The following is a 14,293-nucleotide window of genomic DNA, read 5'->3' on the forward strand; positions in this document are numbered from 1 at the left end:
CTATTTCACAGCGCCGAAGGTCAGGCCGCGGACAAGTTGTTTTTGGCTAAACCAGCCAAGGATCAGAATTGGCGCGATGGCCATGGTCGAGGCAGCGCTAAGCTTGGCAAAGAACAGGCCCTCGGGGCTGGAATAGCTGGCAATGAAGGCCGTCAGCGGGGCCGCGTCGACAGCGGTCAGGTTGAGGGTCCAGAATGCCTCGTTCCAGGCCAGGATAAAGTTCAGCAAAACGGTTGAGGCGATACCGGGGATGGCCATGGGGGTCAGGACGTAGAGGATTTCCTCTTTCAGCGTTGCGCCGTCCATCCGCGCGGCCTCCAGGATTTCGCCGGGGATTTCGCGGAAATAGGTGTAAAGCATCCAGACGATGATGGGCAGGTTGATCAGCATCAGGACAACCACCAGCCCTCCGCGTGTGTCCAGCAGGCCCAGACGGATAAACAGCAGGTAAATCGGATAGAGCACGCCAACGGCAGGTAACATCTTGGTGGACAGCATCCACAGCAGAATGTCCTTGGTGCGCTTGGACGGCACAAAGGCCATTGCCCATGCGGCGGGCACCGCGATGATGACACCCAGAACAGTCGAGCCTCCGGCGATAATGACCGAATTCCACAAGAACCGCATATAGTCCGAGCGTTCCTGCACGATGGCGTAGTTTTCCAACGTCCAGTTGAAGTTCAAAAACAGCGGTGGGCTGGCGATCGCCTGTGCCTCGGTCTTGAAGCTGGTCAGGATGGTCCAGAGGATCGGGAAAAAGATCAGCAGACCAACGGCCCAGGCCAAGGCGGTATTGAGCGATTTGCGGCGGGTTGTGACAGCGCGGGCCATGGTCTTACCTCCTCACGCGTCCAGGTTCTTGCCGACGATGCGCATCAGGAAGATGGCAACGATGTTGGCTAAGATGATTGCGTAGACACCTCCGGCTGATCCGAGGCCGACATTCTGGCTTTCCAACACGCGCTGGAAGATCAGGTAGGTGAGTGTACGGGTGCCGAACGCGCCGCCGGTGGTCACGAAGATCTCGGCGAAGATCGACAAAAGAAAGATTGTCTGGATCAGGATTACAATGGTGATCGCGCGGCTCAGATGCGGCAGAATGATGTGGTAGAAGCGCTTCAGGACGGGGGCACCATCCATCTCGGCCGCTTCCAACTGCTCACTATCCAGCGACTGGATCGCTGTCAGCAGGATTAGGGTTGCAAAGGGCAGCCACTGCCAAGACACGATCATGATGATCGAAGTCATCGACGCCTCGGACAGCCACGAGATCGGCTCGGCCCCGAAAAAGCGCCACAAATGGGCCAACAGGCCGTTCACCGGGTCCATGAACATGTTCTTCCAGACTAGCGCAGACACTGTGGGCATGACGAAGAAGGGCGCGATCACCAGAATGCGGACAACACCTTGCCCCCACATCGGCTGATCTAGCAGCATCGCCAGCAGAATGCCTAGGACGACGGTGATAACCAGCACCCCCCCGACGATCACAAGGGTGGCTTGAACGGCTGGCCAGAAAGAGCTGGACGATACGAACCGGATGTAGTTGTCGAACCCGACCCAGCCCAGATCCCCACCGCGCAGCGGCAGGTATTTCTTGAAAGAAAAGTACAGCGTCATCGTCAGCGGCACCAGCATCCAGCCAAGCAGCAGGACCACTGCGGGTGCCATCATCAGGCGAGCAACGGATCGGGAATGTTGAGTAGCCATAACGCAAACCCTCTCTGTTCAGGCGTAACCCAGCCTGCGAGAAAAACGCGAGTTGTGGAAGGGGGGAGCGGGGGGCAGATTACTGCCCGCCCGCGGGGAGAAAACCTCAGTACCCTGCGGCTTCCATTTCTTCGGCGGTGAAGGCCTGCGCTTTGGCAAGGGCTTCTTCAACCGTTTGCTGTCCGGCATAGACTGCCGAGAACTCTTGGCTGACCTGGGTCGCGATGCCTGCAAATTCCGGGATGGCAGCGAACTGGATGCCAACATACGGAACCGGCTTGACCGTGGGGTTGTTCGGATCAGCGGACAGGATCGAGTCCAGCGTCATCTTGGCAAAGGGAACCTTCTGGTATTCCGGGTTCTCATACAAAGAGGTGCGCGCACCAGGCGGAACATTCGCCCAACCTTCGTTTTCGGCAACTAGCTCAATATAGTCTTTCGACGTTGCCCATTCGATGAACTGTTTGGCCGCGTCTTCCTGCTGTGTACCAGCCGGAATGGCCAGTGCCCACGCCCAAAGCCAATTGGAGCGTTTCCCCAGTCCGGTATCGGGGGCCAGTGCAAATCCAACGCTATCCGCCACGGTCGAGTCAGTGGGGTTGGTCACAAATGACGCCGCAACGGTGGCGTCGATCCACATGCCGCATTTGCCCTGCTGGAACAGCGACAAGTTCTCGTTAAAGCCGTTGGTGGCATAGCCTGCAGGGCCAGATTCCGACATCATTTCAACGTAGAAGTTCAGCGTATCGGCCCATTCTGGCTGGTCGAACTGAGGCTTCCAGTCTTCGTCAAACCAGCGCGCGCCAAATGAGTTGGACATCGCAGTGATGAACGCGCCGCCTTCACCCCAACCGGCTTTGCCGCGCAGGCAGATACCGTTAATGTCAGCGTCACGGTCGGTCATGGCCGCCGCGGCCTCTTTGATGAATTGCCAGCTTGGCGCTTCGGGCATTTCCATGCCTGCTTTTTCCATCAGGTCGGTGCGATACATGATCATCGAGCTTTCGCCATAGAACGGTGCCGCATAGAGCGTTCCTTCATGGCTCAGACCACCCGACATCGCGGGCAGGATGTCACCGACATCATAGTCTTCGGACAGACCATCCAGCGGAATCAGCCAGCCGTTCGCACCCCAGATCGGGGTCTCGTACATACCGATCGTCATGATGTCGAACTGACCACCCTTGGTGGTGATGTCGGTGGTCACGCGCTGGCGCAAAACGTTCTCTTCCAGCGTCACCCATTCGACTTCAACGCCCGTCGCTTCGGTGAATTTGTCGGTATAACCCTGCATCCGGATCATGTCGCCGTTGTTCACGGTTGCGATCGTTATGGATTGTGCGTGGGCCGCTGCCGTTGCGACGAATGTTAGCGCAGTCGCCGCACGAAGTGCGTGTTTCAAGTACATCCCTGTCCTCCCTGAGCTTGGATGCTGTGCAGAGAGCCTAGTTCAGGATTTGTCGCGCCGTCAATAAAAACTTTACGCGCGTTAATTTTAGATCGTCATGCAGATTCCCTCAGCACCAATCGCGCAGGGAAGAGAGTTTCTGTTCGGCTCTCGAATTTCCCACCGTTTTCAATGAGTTCGAAAAGTGTTTCAACACTTCGCGCGGCCACATTGTCATAGTCATGCGCGGCGGTCGTCAGTGACGGGCAGGTGAATTTTGCAAACGGATGATCGTCGTTCGACGCCACCCGCAGTGTACAATCGTCTTTCCTACCAACGCGAATCCCCTGTTCGAAACACGCCGCCAGAAAGCCGATGGCCAATCGGTCATTGCTACACAGAACTGAATCCGTGCGCAGCTTGCGTTCATCCAAAGCCTTGAGCGCACCCTTTCGGCCAATCTCTTCAAAGGCCCAACCTGTGCCTTCGATTTTGATCACATGCGGCTCAAAACCCAGCCGATCCATTACGTCGACATAAGCCTTGCGTCGCTTGTTGGCATTGGGGTTCGCAGGTGTCCGCATTTCGAAAAACGAAGGCGGCTCGCCGGTGCGAGTCATGTATTCTACGGTCTGAGACACAAAGCTGAAATTATCGGACCCGATAAACGCTGCGCCCAATCCATCGAGGTTACTGTCGAACAGAACCGTTGGCACACTGGCGCAGAATTTCTCAATAGCGGACTTGTCTGAGATACGTCCCAAAGGCGCCAACAAAACGCCCGCGGGTTTCAAGGATTGTAAGCCGTCCAGGATTTCGTTTTCCAGTTTTTGTTCGCCATGAGAGCTGAACAGAAACGGGCGGTACCCGGCTGCGATACAGCTTTGTTCTAGATACCGCGCGATTTCAGCGAAAAACGGATCGGCCAGGTAGGGCACGACGATGCCAATATTCTTGGTCAGCTTGCGGTTCTGGTTCACAGCATAGATGTTCGGGCGATAGTCGAACTGTTCCAGCGCTTCTTCTATGCGTGCCCGTGTAGTTGGGCGAACGCTGTCTGGGTCGTGAAAGTACTTGGACACCGTGGGGCGCGAGATCCCGCTGAGGGCTGCGAACTCTTCCATATTCTTTATCTTGGTCATGCCAGTCTGCCTGCGGATCTCGGCCGCCTTGATCTTATCCTATTTTTACATATTCTTTGCGCGCGCTAAAAAGATCAATAGCAAGACAAGTTCCGGACTTTTGTGCAGGTAAGGGGTTTGAATGTATCTCGGGATCGATATCGGTACGTCAGCGGTCAAGCTTGTCTGCGCGGATTCCAGTCGAATCCTTGCTACGTCTTCGGTGAGTATAAAGACCTCCTCTCCTAAACCCGGTTGGTCAGAGCAGCACCCGGATCTTTGGTGGCAGGCGACACGCGACGCCTTAAGCCAACTTTCTGGGGAAGTCACACTGTCGGAGGTGAAGTCCATCGGGTTGTCAGGTCAGATGCACGGGGCCGTTTTACTGAACCGCTATCTGCGCCCAATCCGCCCGGCAATCCTTTGGAACGACAGCAGGGCCGCGCGGGAATGCGGCGAACTGCGACAGGCCTTGCCGCAGATTGGTCAAATCTCTGGGGTCCTCCCTTTGCCGGGCTTCACCGCGCCCAAGATTACATGGCTAAAACAGCATGAGCCAAAGCACTATGCCCAACTGGCTCACATCCTGCTGCCCAAGGACTACATCGGTTTACGGCTGCATGGCGAATTGGGAACTGATACGTCCGATGCCGCCGGGACAATGTGGCTCGATCAGGCGTCGCGTGGCTGGCACGCCGGTATCGCCGAAACCACAGATGTAGCTTTGGATTGGCTGCCGCAGCTATTCGATGGTCATAGTGTGGTTGGGACTGTGACCCCACAAGGGGCGACTGAGACCGGCTTGAAACCCGGCACGCCAGTCGTTGCGGGAGGTGGAGATGCAGCAACCGGGGCGGTGTCTTTGGGCGCCACCGAACCGGGCCGGGGATTTGTCTCTTTGGGGACTTCTGGACAGCTGTTTGTGGCAGATCGAAGCTACAAGCCAAACCCTGAACGCTATGTGCATGCTTTTGCGCACACACTGCCCGACCGATGGTACCAAATGGCGGCGATGCTGAACGGCGCGCGACCAATTTCCTGGATAGGTGGCCAATTGCGGCTTTCCGAAGCCGAAGTTGTCGCGCTTGCCGAAACGGTCAGTGGGGACCGTGTGCCAATTTTTCTGCCTTATCTGACGGGAGAACGCAGCCCTCTCGGCGATCCGCATATCCGAGCCTGTTTCTTTGGCCTGGAGGATTCCACAACACGCGCAGACATCTGCCGTTCCGTGGTGGAGGCAATTGCTTTCTGCTTTGCCGATGCGGCGCAGAGCTTCGGTGACACTATAGAAGAATTGCCGGAGCTCGCAGCGATAGGAGGAGGCAGCAAATCAGATCTGCTGTTGAGACTGATCGCGACGGTGACCGGAAAGCCAATTGTGCGATCGACCGGAGCAGATTCCGGTCCGGCTTATGGTGCGGCTCGGTTGGCAGCTTGTGGTAATGGAGCTTTGGACACAGCTGATCTTGCGCTTCAGCCACCAACATCGGACAGGTTCGAGCCCGCAGATATGCCACTATTGTTCGAGCGGTTGGCGCGGTTTCGGAAGCTTTATCAGGCAGTCAGTTTGGCGGAATAGGAGCCGTGTACTGTCACCAAAAACTCGGCTAACTGCCTGCGCTGCGGTGGGCTCGTTGCGATATCATCGAACAAGAAACGCATCAATGCGCAGGTAACTGATGTTCTCATTCCCGACGCGCAACATAGGCATCCAGTTCTTCACAAACGACGCCGTCCAAATAAGGCGCTGCGAAAAAGATCCAATGTAAAACGGTCGCTGAGATCGCGCGCAACTGGTCCGACCCGCCGCATGGGCTGAAGCGCCTCATCGAACCGGTCTACTGATGTCCCGTCCGCATGTCGCGCCATCAACTGGTTTTGTGCGTCCTTGGCGATGAACTTGCCATCGCAGATGGCCAGCCGACCCGTATCCCTGCCTCCGGAATGCAGCACCAGGTTTGGCCCCGAGACGCAAAGGTTGTAGCCGTTTCATAGCCCGATTGCGCGTCAAAAGGACTTCGGGGACACATGGTTAGAAGAGGTTCGCCAAGGCACGTCGAGTTTGCATGCAGGCTGACCGATTGCTGTCGTGATCAAAGCGACCTCGGGGATGCCTGTCATTAGTGTGCTGGATTTTTTCGAGATCGAGTCGGTATATTGCCCATACATCGCAGAGGTTCCGAAGCGGTAGCGCTGAAGATAGGCGATCGCGTCAGGGTCCAGCACTTCCAGCGGTTTCAAACACGCATGCAGCCGGCGCAAGGCGTGTCTGCACTGCTTTCTGGTTCAATACCCGTGTGGCGCGCCTTGATCGTCCCTCTACACGCGGCATGAAACGCCGCCGTCGACGGTAATTTCAGTGCCGGTGATATAGGACGCATCATCACTGGCCAGAAACACGGCGGCGTTGGCCACATCCCACGGGGTGCCCACTCGGCCCAGCGGGATGCGTGCTGCGCGCTGCTTGTCCAGCGCATCCCAGTCAATTGCCTCGGGGTCTTCCGCATTCTGTTCGGTGATATCGCGCGCCATTGGTGTGTCGATAAAGCCCGGCAGAATCGCGTTTGCGCGGATTCCATGTGGTGCCACTTCTGCTGCCAGATTGCGGGTGAAGGAAATGATCGACCCTTTGGTGGCATTATAGCCAATATAGGGCGTGCCCAGATAACGCAGCCCGGCGATCGAGGAAATGTTGGTCACAACTCCCCCCTTGCGATCAACAAAATGAGGCAGAACATGCTTTGTTGGCAGAAAGACCGCCTTCATGTTCACATGCACCAGCATGTCCCAATCCTCGACTGTGCTGTCCATGGCGCCGCCGGTTTTCAGGATTCCGACATTGTTTTGCAAAATGTCGATCTGGCCGAATTCGGACAGGCATTGAGTAATTGATGATTGAACCTGATCTTCCTGCGTGACATCGGCGGCCAGCGCAACGGCGCGGCCCCCTTCGGCACGGATCAGTTTGCAGGTTTCTTCAGCCGCGGCCAGATGCAAATCCAGGGCACAGATCCGTGCGCCTTCCTGCGCGAGACGAATGGCGGTGGCTTTGCCGTTGCCCATGCCACCCTTCATGGATCCCGCACCCGTCACCAGGGCGACTTTTCCTTCCAACCGTTTCATCAGTCATCCCTCATTGGATTGCAAAAAGGCATTCATACCGCCGTCAACGGCGATCAATTGCCCGTTGATGTAAGAGGCGGCCTCGGACATCAGAAAAGCCACAGGTGCCGCGATTTCCGCTGGATTCGCCCACCGCGCTGCTGGTGTCCGGTTTTCAATTCGGCGCACGAAACCTTCGTCGCTCAGGATTTTACGGTTCATCTCGGTCAGGACATAGCCGGGTGCGATGGCGTTGGCGCAGATGCCGTCCGTACCGAAATCCGCCGCTAGCGACCGAGTCAAACCTGCGACGGCCGCTTTGGACGAGGCATAATTGCCGACCCCCGGTCGCGGATGTGTGGCGGCAATGGACGAGATCGAAACGATCCGCCCTCGCTGAGGCCCTTGATTGGCACGCATCACTCGGCCCGCTTCGCGCGCCAGCACAAAGGGTGCAAAGACATGCAGATCATAGATCGAGCGGTAGTCATCAACCGTGTGGTCCAGTACGTGCCCGTGATTGGTGATCCCGGCATTGTTGATCAGACCCCAGATCAGGCCGATACCCTGCACCCAATCGGTGCAGGCGTCGAAATCGGTTAGGTCAAAAGCGGCCGTTCGCACAGTTGCTCCTTCCGCGCGCAAGCCGTCCGCTGTGGCCTCGAGGGCCTCGGCGTTGATGTCTTGCAGGCACAGTGGCGCACCTTGTGCGGCGCAGGCCTGTGCCATCGCCGCACCCAATCCGCGTGCTGCTCCGGTGATCAGAATGGTTTTGCCAGCCAGCGAGAAATTCGGCCCGCTCATGAGGCGAGGGCCGCCTTATCCGCCGCAAGCGCGGTATTCACCGCAGGCATGACCTGATCGCAGAACACCTCAAGCGAGCGCAGGGTGTTGGCAAAGGGGATCGAAGCAATCTGCATGAAGACGCTTAGATGCGTGATGCCAAACTCGCGCGCTTCGGCCACGATACGTTGCGTGACGTCTTCGGCATCGCCAATGATGGCGCGCTGCAGAACCGTGTCGGTATCCGGTTCGTTGTCGAAGGGCACGATCTTGAGGTCCGCGCCCTCCATCAGCGGTTCCGCGCGGCGCATGTTGTTGGCCATGCGGGCATGGATCAGCACCTGCTCGGCTGCCGCACGGGCATCGTCTTTGTCCTGAGCGACATAGATATAGCGCTGCACCGCAAAGGGGAAATCATCCCCCGTCAGGCCGTTCTCGATGCGCGTTTCCTTGTACAACCGCCGCGCAGTGCCCACGATCGCGTTTGGTCCGATGGCCGGCGTGGTCAGCGTTTCGGCCCCGTAGTCGATCATCTTCTGGCGCATCTCTGGTGCGTTTCCGACGGCAAAGGTGCGGATACGGTCCTGAACCGGAGCGATGGACAGGGCCGCGTCGCTGATCTGAATGTGGTCGCCCTGAAAGTCGATCACGCCGCCATAGACGCCCTGTTCGATGCAATCCCAGATTTCCAGCCCGCGCATCAGACGGTCGTCGATAACGAATCCGAATTTCTTAAATTCGCGGGGCTGATAGCCAGTGCCCAGACCTAGAACCAGACGGCCCTCGGTCAGTTGATCTGCTAGGCAGATATCTTCGACCAAACGCAAGGGTTCGTAGAAAGGCATCACCACCACCGCAGGGCCGACCTTGATCCGTTTGGTGTGGGCGGCCATGTTCGCGGCTGTCATCAGCGGCGAGGGTGAGATGCAATAGTTCGACAGGTGATGTTCGGCGAACCAGGCGACGTCAAAGCTTGCCTCATCCACCATTTTCGTCATGTTGCGCATCTGGTTGAACACATCCGCATGCGACGAGCCATCAACAGGCTTGGTCATCAGGTTGAACAACGAAAATTCCATGTCGTTGGGGCTCCGGTCTGGCTGCATCACTTGGTCTGTGCAGTTTGTCGGAAAGCTGGCAAAGCACCAAATGTTGAATCCTTTACCAGTGGCAAAGAATTTCTTATGGAGATTGTGCCTCCTTCCGCAACCAAGTCAGAAAGGCCTGAACGCGCGGTTGTTCTACCCGCCGTTCGGGGCAGATAAAGTGGTAGGAATACGGCCCCTTGACCGGTTCGAATGGCAATTGCACCAAAGCCCCCGAGACCAGCAGATGCCGGGCAATCACATCGCGCACAACGCCAATGCCTTGACTATAGAGAATGGCGTTCACCGTGGCACTGCTGTCGCCGAAAAAGGCCCCCCGTTCGAACGCCGCAGGATCACCGCCATTTTTCTCGATCACAGCGCGCCACTCGCTGTAATTTGTGTCGTGCAGAAAGGGGCGATCCGCCAGCGCATTGATGTCCGACATGTCGCGCAACGTTTCGGCCGTTTGCGCAGAGGCCACAAGTATGTGCTTCTCGCCGAATAGGCGTTCCTCGTACCCGTCCTCGTACCCGCCTGGCCCCCAACGAATGGCGACATCTGCATCCTCTTGGCCAAAGCCTGTCTTTGCCACGGTCGACAGAGTGATCAAATCGACCGTAGGGTTGGCCGTCACAAACCGGTGCGCCCGCGCGGCAAACCATGTCGACGCAAACGAGGGCAGCAGACTAACCGTCAGCGTCGTCCGCCCAGCGTCCGGGGCCAGGTTCTGTACGCTTTCACCCAGCGTATTTAGGATCTCGGCCACGTCCTCGGCAAATTGTTCACCTTGTTCGGTCAGCAGGATCATGTTGTTGCGGCGACGGAAGAGTTTGACGCCTAGACGATGCTCCAACAGCTTGACCTGTTGGCTGACAGCCGGTTGTGTCAGGTTCAGTTCCGCTGCGGCCAGCGTAAAGCTCTGCAGCCGCGCGGCGGCTTCGAATGCGATCAGGGTCTGCAACGGTGGCAGCGGGCGACGCATTCGATTGCTGTCAAAGCCAACTGGTTCCAGTTTCGACAAAGCACCGGGGCGAAGATGATCCAGTTTGTTTCGAAGGGCGCGTCGCATCACAGGCCTGCATAAGTTTTTGTTAGGCAAAGCTTAAGCAATTCGTTCTTGTATTCAAGGCGGTCGCCGCCACAGAAATGCCTGAGACCGACGGAGGCGACATGCTGGACCCTACTGAATTTACATCCGCAATGCGCAAGGCGGTGACGCCTGTGTCAATTGTCACTACCAGCGGCGAGCACGGCCCGCATGGCGCGACGGTCAGCGCAGCCTGCTCCCTGACGGCAGCACCACCTGCAGTGCTGATCTGCATCAACAAGAAAAGCCGCATTCTGGGCATGATTGAGGAACACGGGATCTTTTGCGTGAACTATGTCGCGCCTCAGCATGACATGCTGGCGCTTGCGTTCGCCGGTGCCCCCGACCTTACGGATCAGCGTAGTTTTACCTCTGAACATTGGACGATTGACCAACGGACGAGCCTGCCGGTCCTGTCAAATGCTGCCGCAATCTTCACATGCCTGCATATTCAGACAGTCTCATTCGGCACGCACCGCATTCTGATCGGCAAGGTCGAACGCGCCGAAAGCTCTGAGACTAAACCGCTGGCGTATTGGAATGGCGATTTTCGTGAGCTGACCTATCCCAAATAGACCGGCGACCGAAGGAATTGGAGGTTATGCCTGTTCAATTCTGTGCAATCCTTTGCGTTGTGGTCAATGTCCGCAATGCGGGCAACGCCCGCAGCGTTGAGGTACTCTGGCGAATGACCGAAATGGGCCGATCCTTGATCCTAAGGGGCAGAGTTATCTTGGCCATTGCTATAAACCCTTCAGGCCAGCAACGATCCCAAAGTAATTGATACTGTGGTTTGTACGAGTGTCCGACCACATCCCCCGGTTTTGTCCGATCAGATTCAAGTTTCGGTGTGGAGCCTGTCAGATACACAACGGTCTTACTCGCCCCATCCACCAGCACCCTCGGTGTATTTATCACCGCATCTTGTCTAGTTTGACTATTCCGAGACCTCGTGCGTCGAAAAGGCATCCGCGTAGTCGGGATGCCAGCGTGAAAGAGCCGGGCGATTGTTGATGATATCGCCCATGGCCCATTCAACCCGTTTGCGGTCGCGTTCTTCTGACACATCGTTGTCAGGGCAGAGGATATAGAAGTCCCCGTCCGACATGCGCCTCAGCAGATAGTCAACGGCCTCTTCGCTTGTCCAGGCTGCGGCAGGTTTTTCCGGCATAAACTTTTCAATCATACCGGTATAGGTAAATCCCGGCACAAACAGATGGGCGGTGATATCCGCTTCGGCCTGCCGCAAGTCATGCGCAAGCATTTCTGTCATGACCTTCACAGCAGCTTTGCTGGTATTGTAAGCGGGGTTTCCGGGTGGTGTGGTGATGCCCTGTTTTGACCCAGTGTTTATCACTACTGCCGGACGCGCCGCCTTAATCATACGCGGCAGAAAAGCATGGACACCGTTCATGACGCCAAAAAGATTGACCTCAAACAATTTGCGCCAGTTTTCCGCGTTTTCCCAACTGCCGGACGGCACTGCGATACCGGCATTGTTCATCAGGATAGCCACCTCACCGAGCGCAAAGACCTGATCTGCCAAGGCATTCACAGCTTTGGCGTCGCTAACATCCGTCGGAACCGCCTGAACAATTGCAGACGCCCCAGCCTGATCGCGCAATTCTGCCTCAGCTCTGTCCAAGACCTCGCCTGCCAGATCGACCAGCACAACCCCCAAGCCGTCTTGAATAAATCGTTGGGCCGCGGCCTTGCCGACACCGCTTGCGGCCCCGGTTACAACGGCCAGGCCACCTTTTTCGATTGCTTTTCGGTACATGGAGCATCCCTTTTTTCTGCGAATGACTAAAGGGTTCTTCAGGGCGCCATCTTTTGCTTAAGGCCAGCAATGAACGTCTCGTCATCCTGTTGTTTCCGCGCGTTCAGCAGTTCTTCGGCATCGGGTCCTGCGCGAAAACGCAGGCGGTTTCCGGTCTCGTTGGCCGCATCCCAAATGACTTGCGCGACCGTTTCTGGTTCAGAAGGGCTCGCGGCCAGTTTGCCAAAAAGACGCCCCATGGCTTCGGCCATAGGCGCGTAGTCCGGCAGGTTCTCATCCATCGCAAAATCGAATGAGCTGCCGCCGAAGTTCGTCCGTATCATGCCCGGTTGGACAATACGGACTCGAATGCCGAGGGGTTCTAATTCGTAATGCAGCGCCTCAGACAGCCCTTCTACTGCGAACTTTGTACCATGATAGAGCGCGCCAAGCGGAAATGTAATCTGTCCTCCGATGGACGAGATATTTATGACCGTGCCTGACCGGTTCTGACGGAAATGAGGCAGAACCGCTTTGGTCACTTCCATCAACCCAAGCACGTTGGTGTCAAACTGACGTCGGATGCGATCCATCGAAAAGGCCTCTAGTGCACCGTAGGCGCCGTAACCCGCATTGTTCAACAAAACATCAATCTGGCCAAACCGTTCGATGCCATCGCGAACGGCCGTTGCAATTGAGCCCGCATCCGTCACATCCAGTTGGGTCAGATGCACGTTTTCCAAAGCCCTAAGATCGGTGCTGCCTGCAGGGTTGCGCATGGTGGCGACGACATTCCAACCATTCGCTTGGAAATGTCGGGCGGTTGCTGCGCCAATACCGGATGACGCCCCGGTGATCAGAATGGTTTTCACATTGTTGCTCCGCAAGTTTATAAGCATACAATAGTCACAAAAAAAGAGGATGTATCTTTCTATATCTTCCAATTTTCTTGCCTAATTATCCACAAGTAAGCGTTTTCAGTAATAGTCATTTTTATTCCGTGCTAGCGATGAGGGCAACGACTGGAGGCATTCATGAGACCTCATACACTATTGGACTATGTTCGGGATCTGCTTGACCACGCGGGCGTCGCGCAGGGTGTCTTGACACATAAGGAAAGCGGGGCGGTTTTTCTCACCCATCCTTCGACCACTCAACATGACGCAAATGTCTACCGCCCGCTGTTGTGCGCGGTTTTACAAGGCGCCAAAGAGGTTGGGACCAGTACCAGAACGCTCTCCGTACAGGCAGGGCAGTCGCTGATCGTCAGCAACGCACTGCCGGTTGTCTCAAGGATTACCGAGGCCACACCCGAACGTCCCTACGTTGCGCTCGTGTTCCCCCTTGATCTGGATCTCGTGCGCGGTCTGGCATCCTCACTGCCTCAATCTTCTAGTAAACGCGTGTCGGATCCATTTTCGATCTGCCTGGCTGACACCGATGATGACATGAAAAGCGCCCTGTTGCGGTATTTTCAGCAGTGCGAAACCGAAGAGACGCGTCACATGCTGTCACCGATCACGGCTAGGGAAATCCATGCCCGCCTGCTGATCGGGCAACATGGCGGCACGCTTCAAAAACTGGTGTGGCACGAAAACACGTCCAGCAGGATTCTCGCGGCGACACACGAAATCCGGTCAGATCTGGCCAATCCTCTTGTTGTCGGAGAGCTTGCCGGGCGTGTGGGTATGAGCAGTTCGGCCTTCTTCGAGCAGTTCAAGGCGGTAACGGGAACATCACCGCTACAATACCAGAAAGACCTGCGTCTGCTTCATGCCCGCAATGAGCTTCAATCTACCGGAGCAAAGATATCAGAGATTGCCTACGGGGTTGGATATGAAAGCCCGGCTCAATTCTCAAGGGAATATGCCCGCAAGTTCGGGCGCTCTCCAAGACAAGATCGGGTTTTCGAAACTGTTCAATAGCCCTGCAGGAAAAACGCAAACGCCAAGCCATGTAACGAGCCAAACTTTTCGGGCCGGTCAATTTCCGAGAGCGGTCGTTTTAGTTACCGGCGAATTGGCAAGTTGTCCGCAATTCGGTCATTGGCTGATATTGCGCGCGCAGCATGCGGTTGGTTTGCTAGGCCGCGCGCATTATGGGGTCTATGGAGTGAAGGTCTGATTTGGACGGAAAGCTGACATTTGCTGCGTCTGCTAAGAGTAGGGGCCGTTGAGGTGAAGCGAACACTTAGTCTGAACCATGACAGCCAAATTGGTTAGACTATCAGTAGGGCATCCACTGTCGAGATTTCGC

At 56.4% G+C, this 14,293-nt stretch carries 13 protein-coding genes and 1 pseudogene; 3 read left to right on the forward strand and 11 right to left on the reverse strand.

From position 1 onward, the window contains the following. The 4 genes from ACR0DB_RS15095 to ACR0DB_RS15110 all read right to left on the reverse strand — a co-directional run bounded on the left by ACR0DB_RS15095 (position 1) and on the right by ACR0DB_RS15110 (position 4,239). Positions 1-831, reverse strand: coding sequence for a carbohydrate ABC transporter permease (locus ACR0DB_RS15095; RefSeq protein WP_170448185.1), 831 nt, complete (start codon positions 829-831; stop codon positions 1-3). Positions 832-843: 12 nt separating this feature from the next. Then, entirely contained in the window at positions 844-1,710 is an 867-nt protein-coding gene (locus ACR0DB_RS15100; RefSeq protein ID WP_170787021.1) for a carbohydrate ABC transporter permease, read from the reverse strand. Positions 1,711-1,816: 106 nt separating this feature from the next. Beyond that, positions 1,817-3,118 (reverse strand): ABC transporter substrate-binding protein, encoded by a 1,302-nt coding sequence (locus ACR0DB_RS15105; protein WP_480551945.1) that lies wholly within the window; start codon positions 3,116-3,118, stop codon positions 1,817-1,819. A gap of 95 nt (positions 3,119-3,213) precedes the next feature. Further along, positions 3,214-4,239 (reverse strand): LacI family DNA-binding transcriptional regulator, encoded by a 1,026-nt coding sequence (locus ACR0DB_RS15110; protein WP_170787019.1) that lies wholly within the window; start codon positions 4,237-4,239, stop codon positions 3,214-3,216. Positions 4,240-4,360: 121 nt separating this feature from the next. On the opposite strand from ACR0DB_RS15110, the gene xylB reads away from it, so the two are divergent. Next, positions 4,361-5,797 carry a xylulokinase gene (xylB, locus tag ACR0DB_RS15115; protein ID WP_480551947.1) on the forward strand — a complete coding sequence of 479 codons (1,437 nt, stop codon included), beginning with the start codon at positions 4,361-4,363 and terminating at the stop codon, positions 5,795-5,797. Positions 5,798-5,937: 140 nt separating this feature from the next. Here the strand turns inward: xylB and ACR0DB_RS15120 are convergent. The 5 genes and pseudogenes from ACR0DB_RS15120 to ACR0DB_RS15140 all read right to left on the reverse strand — a co-directional run bounded on the left by ACR0DB_RS15120 (position 5,938) and on the right by ACR0DB_RS15140 (position 10,260). Beyond that, positions 5,938-6,444 (reverse strand): annotated as a pseudogene (locus ACR0DB_RS15120) (trimethylamine methyltransferase family protein). Positions 6,445-6,537: 93 nt separating this feature from the next. After that, positions 6,538-7,341, reverse strand: a complete 804-nt coding sequence (locus ACR0DB_RS15125; protein ID WP_480551949.1) for an SDR family NAD(P)-dependent oxidoreductase — start codon at positions 7,339-7,341, stop codon at positions 6,538-6,540. 3 nt (positions 7,342-7,344) lie between these two features. Beyond that, entirely contained in the window at positions 7,345-8,124 is a 780-nt protein-coding gene (locus ACR0DB_RS15130) for an SDR family NAD(P)-dependent oxidoreductase (RefSeq protein ID WP_480551951.1), read from the reverse strand. Continuing rightward, entirely contained in the window at positions 8,121-9,182 is a 1,062-nt protein-coding gene (locus ACR0DB_RS15135; protein WP_480551953.1) for an LLM class flavin-dependent oxidoreductase, read from the reverse strand. The genes ACR0DB_RS15130 and ACR0DB_RS15135 overlap by 4 nt, the downstream gene beginning before the upstream one ends. A 103-nt stretch (positions 9,183-9,285) precedes the next feature. Beyond that, on the reverse strand, positions 9,286-10,260 hold the full coding sequence (locus tag ACR0DB_RS15140) for a LysR substrate-binding domain-containing protein (protein WP_170787007.1): 975 nt from the start codon (positions 10,258-10,260) through the stop codon (positions 9,286-9,288). A 101-nt stretch (positions 10,261-10,361) separates the two neighbouring features. Between ACR0DB_RS15140 and ACR0DB_RS15145 the strand changes: the two genes are divergently transcribed. Next, positions 10,362-10,853: a flavin reductase family protein gene (locus ACR0DB_RS15145; RefSeq protein WP_480551955.1), complete on the forward strand. Its 492-nt coding sequence runs from the start codon at positions 10,362-10,364 to the stop codon at positions 10,851-10,853. 362 nt (positions 10,854-11,215) lie between these two features. Here ACR0DB_RS15145 and ACR0DB_RS15150 read toward each other — a convergent pair whose 3' ends face one another. Continuing rightward, positions 11,216-12,058 carry an SDR family NAD(P)-dependent oxidoreductase gene (locus ACR0DB_RS15150; protein ID WP_480551957.1) on the reverse strand — a complete coding sequence of 281 codons (843 nt, stop codon included), beginning with the start codon at positions 12,056-12,058 and terminating at the stop codon, positions 11,216-11,218. A gap of 38 nt (positions 12,059-12,096) precedes the next feature. Further along, positions 12,097-12,909, reverse strand: coding sequence for an SDR family oxidoreductase (locus ACR0DB_RS15155; protein WP_480551960.1), 813 nt, complete (start codon positions 12,907-12,909; stop codon positions 12,097-12,099). 231 nt (positions 12,910-13,140) lie between these two features. Between ACR0DB_RS15155 and ACR0DB_RS15160 the strand changes: the two genes are divergently transcribed. Further along, positions 13,141-13,962, forward strand: a complete 822-nt coding sequence (locus ACR0DB_RS15160) for an AraC family transcriptional regulator (RefSeq protein ID WP_237218046.1) — start codon at positions 13,141-13,143, stop codon at positions 13,960-13,962. The last annotated feature ends 331 nt before the right edge of the window (positions 13,963-14,293 follow it).

The organism is Ruegeria sp. AB6, assembly GCF_056542685.1.

Bases quoted from the DNA above. Each gene is read 5' to 3' on its own strand.
- ACR0DB_RS15095 (WP_170448185.1), bottom strand. From the start codon at position 831: ATGGCCCGCGCTGTCACAACCCGCCGCAAATCGCTCAATACCGCCTTG.
- ACR0DB_RS15100 (WP_170787021.1), bottom strand. From the start codon at position 1,710: ATGGCTACTCAACATTCCCGATCCGTTGCTCGCCTGATGATGGCACCC.
- ACR0DB_RS15105 (WP_480551945.1), bottom strand. From the start codon at position 3,118: ATGTACTTGAAACACGCACTTCGTGCGGCGACTGCGCTAACATTCGTC.
- ACR0DB_RS15110 (WP_170787019.1), bottom strand. From the start codon at position 4,239: ATGACCAAGATAAAGAATATGGAAGAGTTCGCAGCCCTCAGCGGGATC.
- xylB (WP_480551947.1), top strand. From the start codon at position 4,361: ATGTATCTCGGGATCGATATCGGTACGTCAGCGGTCAAGCTTGTCTGC.
- ACR0DB_RS15125 (WP_480551949.1), bottom strand. From the start codon at position 7,341: ATGAAACGGTTGGAAGGAAAAGTCGCCCTGGTGACGGGTGCGGGATCC.
- ACR0DB_RS15130 (WP_480551951.1), bottom strand. From the start codon at position 8,124: ATGAGCGGGCCGAATTTCTCGCTGGCTGGCAAAACCATTCTGATCACC.
- ACR0DB_RS15135 (WP_480551953.1), bottom strand. From the start codon at position 9,182: ATGGAATTTTCGTTGTTCAACCTGATGACCAAGCCTGTTGATGGCTCG.
- ACR0DB_RS15140 (WP_170787007.1), bottom strand. From the start codon at position 10,260: ATGCGACGCGCCCTTCGAAACAAACTGGATCATCTTCGCCCCGGTGCT.
- ACR0DB_RS15145 (WP_480551955.1), top strand. From the start codon at position 10,362: ATGCTGGACCCTACTGAATTTACATCCGCAATGCGCAAGGCGGTGACG.
- ACR0DB_RS15150 (WP_480551957.1), bottom strand. From the start codon at position 12,058: ATGTACCGAAAAGCAATCGAAAAAGGTGGCCTGGCCGTTGTAACCGGG.